8 protein-coding genes are annotated in these 8,761 nt (G+C 73.0%); 4 read left to right on the top strand and 4 right to left on the bottom strand.

Translation table 11 applies throughout. From position 1 onward, the window contains the following. Nucleotides 1-71: 71 nt before the first annotated feature. A complete protein-coding gene (locus IEY71_RS10455) occupies nucleotides 72-920 on the bottom strand; it encodes an alpha/beta hydrolase (RefSeq protein WP_189085287.1) in 849 nt (282 codons plus the stop codon). 91 nt (nucleotides 921-1,011) lie between these two features. Between IEY71_RS10455 and IEY71_RS10450 the strand changes: the two genes are divergently transcribed. Then, complete coding sequence (locus IEY71_RS10450; protein ID WP_189085286.1) at nucleotides 1,012-1,494, top strand: MarR family winged helix-turn-helix transcriptional regulator; 483 nt, start codon at nucleotides 1,012-1,014, stop codon at nucleotides 1,492-1,494. Between the two features lie 5 nt (nucleotides 1,495-1,499). After that, on the top strand, nucleotides 1,500-2,945 hold the full coding sequence (locus IEY71_RS10445) for an MFS transporter (RefSeq protein WP_189085285.1): 1,446 nt from the start codon (nucleotides 1,500-1,502) through the stop codon (nucleotides 2,943-2,945). A gap of 53 nt (nucleotides 2,946-2,998) precedes the next feature. On the opposite strand, the gene gdhA is transcribed toward IEY71_RS10445, so the two are convergent. Next, nucleotides 2,999-4,360, bottom strand: coding sequence for an NADP-specific glutamate dehydrogenase (gene gdhA / locus IEY71_RS10440; protein ID WP_189085284.1), 1,362 nt, complete (start codon nucleotides 4,358-4,360; stop codon nucleotides 2,999-3,001). 151 nt (nucleotides 4,361-4,511) lie between these two features. Then, the gene (locus IEY71_RS10435; protein WP_189085283.1) at nucleotides 4,512-5,018 is read right to left on the bottom strand and encodes a hypothetical protein; all 507 of its coding nucleotides are present in this window, start codon (nucleotides 5,016-5,018) and stop codon (nucleotides 4,512-4,514) included. Between the two features lie 74 nt (nucleotides 5,019-5,092). Here IEY71_RS10435 and IEY71_RS10430 point away from each other — a divergent pair, with 74 nt between their 5' ends. Next, nucleotides 5,093-6,031: a 2-hydroxyacid dehydrogenase gene (locus tag IEY71_RS10430; protein ID WP_189085282.1), complete on the top strand. Its 939-nt coding sequence runs from the start codon at nucleotides 5,093-5,095 to the stop codon at nucleotides 6,029-6,031. A gap of 58 nt (nucleotides 6,032-6,089) precedes the next feature. Next, nucleotides 6,090-7,067: a serine hydrolase domain-containing protein gene (locus IEY71_RS10425; RefSeq protein ID WP_189085281.1), complete on the top strand. Its 978-nt coding sequence runs from the start codon at nucleotides 6,090-6,092 to the stop codon at nucleotides 7,065-7,067. Nucleotides 7,068-7,091: 24 nt separating this feature from the next. Here IEY71_RS10425 and IEY71_RS10420 read toward each other — a convergent pair whose 3' ends face one another. Then, entirely contained in the window at nucleotides 7,092-8,726 is a 1,635-nt protein-coding gene (locus IEY71_RS10420) for a serine hydrolase (protein ID WP_189085280.1), read from the bottom strand. Between the last annotated feature and the right edge of the window lie 35 nt (nucleotides 8,727-8,761).

Raw genomic sequence — 8,761 nt, 5'->3', positions numbered from 1 at the left:
TGAGCCGCCCCTGTTCCGACTTGCCCGACTTTCATGAAAGTCGGGCAAGTCGGAACAGGGGAACGCGGGGATCAGTCGACGGCGAAGCGCTCGTCGAGCCAGGCGACGAGGTCGGCGCGCACCTCCTCGCGGTTCGTCTCGTTGAAGATCTCGTGCCGCGCACCCGCGTACACGATCAGCTCGACGTCGACGAGGCCCGATCGGCGCACATACGCCTCGGCGAGCCGGCGCGCGCTCTCCTCACCGCCGAGCGGATCGTCGTCACCGACCATGATCAGCAGCGGCAGCTCCTTCGGCAGGTTCCGCGCCGGTCGGCCGAGGAGGCGCGCGGCGTCGACCAGGCCGAAGAGCTTCTGCAGCGAGACGTCGGTCGTGTACGGGTCGGCCATGAACGCCTCGGCGACGGCGCGGTCGCGGGAGAGCCACTCGACCGTCGTCGCGCCGAGGTGCGCGTGCCGCTTGTTGAGGTCGCCACCGTTCATGTGCCGGAGGGTGCGGTAGGCGGTGCCGGTGAGCACCACGCCGTCGTAGCGTTCGGCGTGCCGGTTCACGATGATCTGCCCCATGAGCGAGCCCCAGGAGTGGCCGAGGTAGACGAGCGGCAGTTCGTAGCCCTCGGTCTCGCGGATCACCTCGGTGAACTGCTCGACCGCCGCGATCGTCGCGACGAGCCCGCCGGGCCCGAGCTTGCCCATCCGGGTGAGGTCGCCGCCGTGCTGCTCGAAGCCCGTCTTGCCGTGGCCGCGGTGGTCGTCGGCCCAGACCGAGTAGCCGGCCGCGTTCAGCGCCGCGATGAGCTCGCCGTAGCGGCCGATGTGCTCGCCGACGCCGTGGGCGAGCTGGATCACCGCGTGGGCGTCGGGCACCCGCCACGACTCGTAGTGGATCCGGACGCCGTGCGAGTCGGTGAAGGTCGCCATGCGCTCATCATGGCAGGCGGACTCCGGGCGCGCACGGCCCGGCGGGCTCGCTCGATTTACTTAGCCACACTAATTTGTTAGACTAACGATCATGACGGATGCCGCGACCAGCACCGCCTCGACCGACGCACGCCGCCCCGAGGCATCCCGCCGTCGTACCCTCGCCGAGCAGTCCACCGAGCTGCGCATCGCGATCATGCGGCTGTCGCGGCGGCTCCGTCAGGAGCGCAGCGACACCGAGATCAGCGGCTCGCAGTTCTCCACCCTCGGCTGGATCCACAGCGAAGGCCCGCTCACCATCGGCCGGCTCGCCGAGCTCGAGCGGGTCACCGCCCCGTCGATGAACCGCACGGTGAACTGCCTCGTCGACGCCGGCTACGCGGTGCGCTCGAGCTCCCCCGACGACGGCCGCAAGGTGCTCGTCACCGCGACCGAGGCGGGCTCGCGCGTCGTGCTCGAGACCCGCAAGCGGCGCGACGCGTGGATCGCGAAGCGCTACGCCGCCCTCTCCCCCGACGAGCGCGAGACGCTCGCCCGCGCCACCACGATCCTCGGGAGGCTCATCGACCAGTGAGTGCCATGTTCCGTTCCCTCGCCCACGTCAACTACCGCATCTGGTTCATCGGGGCCCTCGTGTCGAACATCGGCGCGTGGATGCAGGCCACCGCCCAGAACTGGGTCGTCCTCACCGAGCTCAGCGACAACGACGCCCTCGCCGTCGGCATCACGATGGCGCTGCAGTTCGCCCCGCAGCTCCTCCTCGTGCCCGTCACCGGGCTCATCGCCGACCGCTTCGACCGTCGCAAGATCCTCGTCGTGACGCAGTCCTCGATGATGCTGCTCGGCCTCGCGCTCGGCATGCTGCTGATCTTCGGCCACGCCGAGCTCTGGCACCTCTACATCTTCGCCGGGCTCCTCGGCATCGTGAACGCCGTCGACAACCCGGCCAGGCAGACCTTCGTCACCGACCTCGTCGCGAGCTCCGACATGTCGAACGCCGTCGCCCTGAACTCCGCCTCGTTCAACACCGCCCGGCTCATCGGCCCGGCCGTCGCGGGCCTGCTCATCGTCGTCGTCGGCTCCGGCTGGGTGTTCGTGATCAACGCGGCCACCTTCGTCGCGGTGCTCGCCGCGCTCGCCATGCTGCGCGGACGCAAGCTCAAGCGGATGCCTCGGGCCCCGCGCGAGCGCGGCGCCTTCATCGCGGGCTTCCGCTACGTGTGGAGCCGCCCCGACCTCGTCGTCGTCTTCGTGATCGTGTTCCTCGTGGGCGCGTTCGGCATGAACTTCCCGATCTTCTCCTCGACGATGGCGGTCGAGTTCGGCCGCGGCGCCGGCGAGTACGGCCTGCTCAACTCGATCCTCGCGATCGGCTCGCTCGCGGGCGCCCTGCTCGCCGCCCGGCGCGAGCGCGCCCGCATGCGCATCATCATCCTCGCGGCGGCCGGATTCGGCGTCGCCGCGCTGGTCTCGGCGATCATGCCGGAGTTCGGCTGGTTCGCCGCCTCGACCGTGCTCATCGGCTTCACCGCGGTGACGCTGCTCACGACGGCGAACGGCTACGTGCAGACGACCACCGAGCCGGTGCTGCGCGGGCGCGTGCTGGCGCTGTACTTCGCGATCCTGTCGGGCGGCACGCCCATCGGCGCTCCGATCGTCGGCGCCGTGGCGAACAGCTGGGGCCCGCGCTGGGGCCTCGGCGTCGCCGCGATCGCCGCGGGCGTCGCCGCCCTGATCGGCCTCGGCTGGCTCGTGGTGTCGCGCGGCATGCGCCTGGTGCGGCATCCCGAGCGCCGCTGGGCCGCCGCGGTGCGCTTCGAGGAGCCGCCGACCGCCGCGATCGCCGTCGTGCCGACCTCGGCCATCCCCGCGGTGCGCACCGAAGCCGTGCCGGTCATCCCCGCGGAGGCGCTGCAGGTGCCGACCGAGGCGAGCCCCATCGCGGATGCGTCGGACACGGCCGTCCCGCCGCGCCGGGGCCGCTTCGGCGGCGCCCGCCGGGCCCGGGCCGCCCGCCTGAGGTAGGGCTGCCGCCCGAGGGAGGGCCGTGCCGGGCCGGGCCCGCCCGGCCGTGACGCCTAGATGACGCCGAGCGAGAGCATCGCGTCGGCCACCCGGGTGAAGCCCGCGATGTTCGCGCCGACGACGTAGTCGCCGGGGGCGCCGTACTCCTCGGCGGTGGCCGCGGTGCGCTCGTGGATCGCTTCCATGATCTCGGCGAGGCGCTGCTCGGTGTGCTCGAAGCTCCACGAGTCGCGCGAGGCGTTCTGCTGCATCTCGAGCGCGCTCGTCGCGACGCCGCCGGCGTTGGCGGCCTTGCCCGGTCCGAACAGCACGCCCGCCTCGCGGAACACGCGCACGGCGCCCGGCGTCGCGGGCATGTTCGCGCCCTCGGCGACGGCGACGAGCCCGTTCGCGACGAGCTTCGCGGCCTGCGCCTCGCTGAGCTCGTTCTGAGTCGCGCAGGGCAGGGCGACGTGGATCGGCTCGTCGCTCTCGATGTCCCACACGGACGCCCCGGGCAGGAAGCGGGCGCGGCCGCCGCGCTCCTCCGCGTAGACGGCGATGCGCTCGCGGCGGCGCTCCTTCACATCGCGGAGCAGGGCGAGGTCGATGCCGTCGGGGTCGTGGATGGCGCCGGACGAGTCGGACGCGCCGACCACGACGCCGCCGAGCTCGACGACCTTCTCGATCGCGTAGATCGCGACGTTGCCGGACCCCGAGACGAGCGCGCGGGCGCCGTCGAAGGAGCGGCTACGGGTCGCGAGCATGTGCTGGGTGAAGTACACGGCGCCGTAGCCCGTCGCCTCGGTGCGCACGAGCGAACCGCCCCAGGTCAGGCCCTTGCCGGTGAGCACGCCGGACTCGTACTGGTTCGTCATCCGCTTGTACTGGCCGAACAGGTAGCCGATCTCGCGGCCGCCGACGCCGATGTCACCGGCCGGCACGTCGCGGTACTCGCCGACGTGGCGCGACAGCTCGGTCATGAACGACTGGCAGAAGCGCATGATCTCGCCCTCGGACTTGCCCTTGGGGTCGAAGTCGCTGCCGCCCTTGCCGCCGCCGATCGGCATGCCGGTGAGGGCGTTCTTGAAGATCTGCTCGAAGCCGAGGAACTTGACCGTGCCGAGGCCGACGGTCGGGTGGAAGCGCAGGCCGCCCTTGTACGGGCCGAGCGCCGAGTTGAACTGCACGCGGAAGCCGCGGTTGATGCGCACCCGGTTCGCGTCGTCGACCCACGGCACCCGGAAGATGATCTGCCGCTCGGGCTCGCAGATGCGCTCGAGGATCGACGCCTGCACGTACTGCGGGTTCCGCTCGAGCACCCGGTCGAGGGAGCCGAAGACCTCGCGGACGGCCTGGTGGAACTCGGGCTCACCGGGGTTCCGGGACAGGATCTCGTCGTAGACGTCGTCGATCAGATTCGGGGTCGCGGGCACGCGGAACTCCTTCGGGACTTGGCGGACGGGAAGCGCAAGGGCCGGGGCCGGTGCGGGGTCGCCGAGCGACGCGCCGTTGCGTGCGGGCTGGGTCCACCATAGCCAGCCGGAGCGGAGACTCCGCAACTGTGACGGCCGCCCGCCCGACGGCTCAGTGGCCGTGGGCGAGCTGCTGCAGCAGCACGACGATCGCGCCGAGGGCGACGAGGATGCCGAGGGCGAGGAGCTGCTTCCACCAGGCGATGCGGGTGCGCCGCACGGCGGCGTAGCCGATCACGCCGAGGGTCGCGAGGTACACGATGCTCGAGATGCGCAGCGCGGGCTCGAGCTCCAGCACGCCGGCCCAGGCGAGCGCGAGCAGCACGAGCGGCAGGGCCGCCGAGGCGAGCGCGGTGCCCGACACCCGCACCATCCGGCCCGCCTCGGCGCGGTCCGGGAACGCCTCGTGCACCGCGAGATGGGCGATCACGTCGGCCACGAGGCCCGCCGCGGTGATCGCGACGATGCCGACGAGGAGGGTGACCGTCGCGCGCGCCGCGTCGATGTGCGCGACGTTGGAGTGCTGCACCAGCACGATGGCGAGCCCGGTGAAGGTCGCGTACACGCGCTCTTTCAGCGCATCCGCCCGTTCCTCGCTCGCCCGATCGGACCTGGCCATGCGCCCAAGCTAGCAGCGGCGCCCGCGTCGCGCCCGTCCCGGCGGGTGCACGGCGGCTCTGGAAGGATGGCGGCATGAGCGACGCGCGACTCACGGTGACCGTGCCCGGCGAGACCCTGCTGCGGGCCCTCGAGGCCACGCCGGGCGGCGTGCCAGACGGAGCCGAAGTGCTCGTCTGGGGGCTCGATTCGCCTCCGCCCGCACCGCAGCTCGACCTCGTCGTGCCGCCCTACATGGACGCGGCCGACAAGGTGGGCGCGCTCGCCGGCGTCGAGTGCCGCCTCGTGCAGTCGCAGTCGATCGGCTACGACGACCTCGTCGAGGTGCTGCCCGCCGGCCACGTGCTCGCGAACGCCGCGAGCGTGCACGAGCCCTCCACGGCCGAGCTCGCCGTCGGCCTGATGATCGCCGCGCAACGCGGCATCCCCGAGTTCGTTCGCGCCGCCGACGAGGGCCGCTGGGCGCCCGTGCGCCGGGCCAGCCTCGCCGACCGGCGGGTGCTGCTCCTCGGCGTCGGCGGCGTCGGCCGGGCGATCGAGGAGCGCCTGGCCCCCTTCGAGGTCGAGCTCACCCGCGTCGCGAGCCGCGCCCGCGACGACGAGCGCGGTCACGTGCACGGCATCGACGAGCTGCCCGAGCTGCTGCCCGCGGCCGAGATCGTCGTCGTCGGCGTGCCCCTCACCGAGGCGACGACGGGCCTCGTGGACGCCGAGTTCCTCGCCGCGCTGCCTGATGGGGCGCTCGTCGTCAACGTCGCCCGCGGCAAGGTCGCCGACCCCGAGGCGGTGCTCGCCGAGGCCCGCAGCGGGCGGCTCCGCTTCGCGCTCGACGTGGTCGACCCGGAGCCGCTGCCCGAGGGGCATCCCCTCTTCGCGCTGCCGAACGTGCTGATCACGCCGCACGTCGGCGGGGCCTCCTCGGCGATGATGCCGCGCATGGCCCGGCTGCTGCGCGAGCAGATCGAGCGGATGCTCGCCGGCGAGGAGCCGCGCAACATCGTGTTCCGCAGCTGAGCGCGCCGCGGCATCCACCCGCTTCCGACCGACCGACCGACCGACCCGAGAGGATCGCATGCCCGCCTTCGACCATGCCTTCGACTGGACCCGTCGCCACGTGGCGAGCGGCGCGCTGCCCACCGCGGTGCTCGGCGTCGCCGACGCCTCGGGCGTCATCGCGATCGAGGCGTTCGGCGAGGCATCCGCCGACGACCACTACCCGCTGTTCTCGATCACGAAGCCGCTCGTCGGCCTCGCCGCGCTCGAACTCGTCGAGCAGGGCCGGCTCGCGCCCACGACGACGCTCGGCGCGGCGCTGCCCGGGTTCCGCCGCGCCGAGGAGGTGCAGCTGCGCCACCTCGTGAGCCACAGCTCGGGCATCCTCGAATCGCCCATGGACCAGCCGGAGCTGCGGCGCACGCTGCTCGCGGCCGACTCCGACTTCGCCCCGGGCACGGCGACCCGCTACTCGACGCTCGCGTTCGAGGGCGTCGCCGCGCTCATCGAGCACGCGAGCGGCGAGCCGTGGGAGGGCCGCGTGCTCGAGCTCGCGCGCCGAGCGGGGGCCGACGGGGTGACCTTCGACCGTGAGTCCACGCGGCACGCCCCCGTCGACGCCGCGTCGTTCGGACTCGACTGGGACCGCTTCTCGACGCTGCGGCATCCGGGCGCCGGCGCCTTCGCCCGCGCGAGCGACCTGCTCGCCCTCGGCTCGGCGCTGCTGCGGAACGACGGCCGCGTCGTCTCCCCCGCCGCCGTCGAGGCGATGCGCCGGCCGCTCACCGAGGGGCTGCGCAAGCTCGAGCCGTTCACCGAGGACCGCGGGCAGGAGTGGGGCTTCGCCTGGAACCTGCTCGTGCGCGCGCCGGGGCTGCTCGCGCGCGACACGTACGGGCACGCCGGCTGGGCGGGCACGCAGTTCTGGATCACGCCGTCGCGGGACGTCTGCGTCGTGCTGCTGACGAACCGCCCGGATCCGGCGCAGTTCGGCATCGTGGTCGACGAGCTGCAGAACGCCGTCGTCGCGGCCGCTTCGCGGCGCGCGCTCGGCTGAGCGGCGCGCTCGGCTGAGCGGCGCCTAGCGGGTCCAGGTACCGAGGCCGCTCGTGTCGTAGAAGTTCAGCGTCATCGTGTCGCCCGCGGCGCCCGCGCCCGAGGCATCCGCGCTCCCGCCGCCGAGCACGAACGCGGCCGAGGACCGCGACCCGGCCGGGGCGTTCTCGCCGTCGGGTTCGAAGGCGAAGACGTCGCCGTCCCAGGGCTCCAGCTCGAGCTCGGTCGCGCCCCCGTTGCCGAGCCGTACGATGAGCCCGCCGCCCGCCTCGTCGACGGCGACCACGGCCTCGCCGTAGTACGGGTTCTGCCACGTGCCGGCGTAGTCGGCGAGCGGGCGCGGCGGCGCCGGGTCGGCGGGACGGCGCTCCCCCGCCAGATCCCCCGCCGGCTCGAAGTAGTGGCCGAGCGCCGCCCCGTACGCCGCGAGCCAGTCGCGCGTCGCCTCGCCGTACTGCACCCGGTCGAGGAACTCCGACACGATCGCCTCCGCCGCGCCGACCGGCGCGCCGTTCGTGAGCGCGACGACGCCGAGGTCGAGCGCGGGCACCAGTTGGAAGTTCGTGCCCGCGCCGAGGATGAAGGCGCCCGAGTGCCCGAGCGTCACCCGTCCGCTCGGCTGCGTGCCCACGTTGAAGCCGTAGCCGTAGAAGCCGGCGCGGGCATCGGGCACGGGCGGCAGGCCGGTCGCGATCTCGGGCGCGATCGCCGGAGCGAGCGCGGACGGCGCGATGAGCTCCTCCCCCGCGAAGGTGCCGTCGTCGAGCACGAGCGACATCCACTTCGCCAGGTCGACGACGTTGGAGCTGACGCCGCCGGCCGGCGACTGGGCGTCGGGCCTGCGTTCGTAGAGCGGCGCGAACGCGCCGTCGCCGGTCTTCGCGTGCAGCGTCGCCCGGTTGTCGCGGGCGAGGAAGTCCTCGTAGCGCGAGCTCGTCGAGTCCATGTGCAGGGGCTCGTAGAGCTCGCGCTCGGAGAGCGTCGCCCAGTCGACGCCGGCGGCGTTCGCCACGGCCTGCGCGCCCGTCGTCATGCCGAAGTTCGCGTAGTTGTACGAGATGCGGAAGGGCTGCAGCGGCTGGTACCGCAGGTGGTCGAGGATGTACGCGCGGTCGTAGCCGAGGTCTTCGAGCTCGTCGCCGGCGGCCATCGGCAGGCCGGAGCGGTGCGCGTAGAGGTCGGCGACGGTGAGGTGGTCCGTCACCCAGGGGTCGGCGAGCGCGAAGCCCGGGAGCAGCGGCGCGACCGGGGTCGACCAGTCGACGACGCCGGCGGAGACCTGCGAGGCGACGACCGTCGCCCCGATCGGCTTCGACATCGAGGCGATCTGGAACACGGTCTCCTCGTCGACCGCCGCCTCCTCGCCGAGCGTGCGGACGCCGAAGCCCTGCGCGAAGCGCAGCTCCCCGCCCTGCACGACGGCGACGGCGGCGCCCGGAACGCCGGATGCCTCGAGGATCCGTTCGACCTCCTCGGGCAGCTGCTCGAGCGCGGCGTCGAACGCCCCGTCGGCGAGCTGGACCGCGTCCTGCGGCGGAATCTCGCCGAGTGCGGCGCGCGGCGCGTAGGGCGGCGCGGTCGTGCACGCGGTCAATGCGGTCAGTGCGGTGAACGCGACGGCGAGCGTCGCGATCCTGCCGATGGATGCCTGTCGCCGCATGCGGTCCTCCCCCGGTCCTGCGTGCAGCCTAGCGG

The sequence above is a fragment of the Agromyces mediolanus genome (genome assembly GCF_014648575.1).
GTDB classification, from domain to species: Bacteria; Actinomycetota; Actinomycetes; order Actinomycetales; family Microbacteriaceae; genus Agromyces; species Agromyces mediolanus.
Note: the sequence above shows the minus strand (reverse complement) of the source record. Positions and strands in the feature narration are given on the sequence as shown.

What these genes read in the sequence shown, in the direction of transcription:
- IEY71_RS10455 (WP_189085287.1), bottom strand. Translation starts at nt 920, where the DNA reads ATGGCGACCTTCACCGACTCGCACGGCGTCCGGATCCACTACGAGTCG.
- IEY71_RS10450 (WP_189085286.1), top strand. Translation starts at nt 1,012, where the DNA reads ATGACGGATGCCGCGACCAGCACCGCCTCGACCGACGCACGCCGCCCC.
- IEY71_RS10445 (WP_189085285.1), top strand. Translation starts at nt 1,500, where the DNA reads ATGTTCCGTTCCCTCGCCCACGTCAACTACCGCATCTGGTTCATCGGG.
- IEY71_RS10435 (WP_189085283.1), bottom strand. Translation starts at nt 5,018, where the DNA reads ATGGCCAGGTCCGATCGGGCGAGCGAGGAACGGGCGGATGCGCTGAAA.
- IEY71_RS10430 (WP_189085282.1), top strand. Translation starts at nt 5,093, where the DNA reads ATGAGCGACGCGCGACTCACGGTGACCGTGCCCGGCGAGACCCTGCTG.
- IEY71_RS10425 (WP_189085281.1), top strand. Translation starts at nt 6,090, where the DNA reads ATGCCCGCCTTCGACCATGCCTTCGACTGGACCCGTCGCCACGTGGCG.
- IEY71_RS10420 (WP_189085280.1), bottom strand. Translation starts at nt 8,726, where the DNA reads ATGCGGCGACAGGCATCCATCGGCAGGATCGCGACGCTCGCCGTCGCG.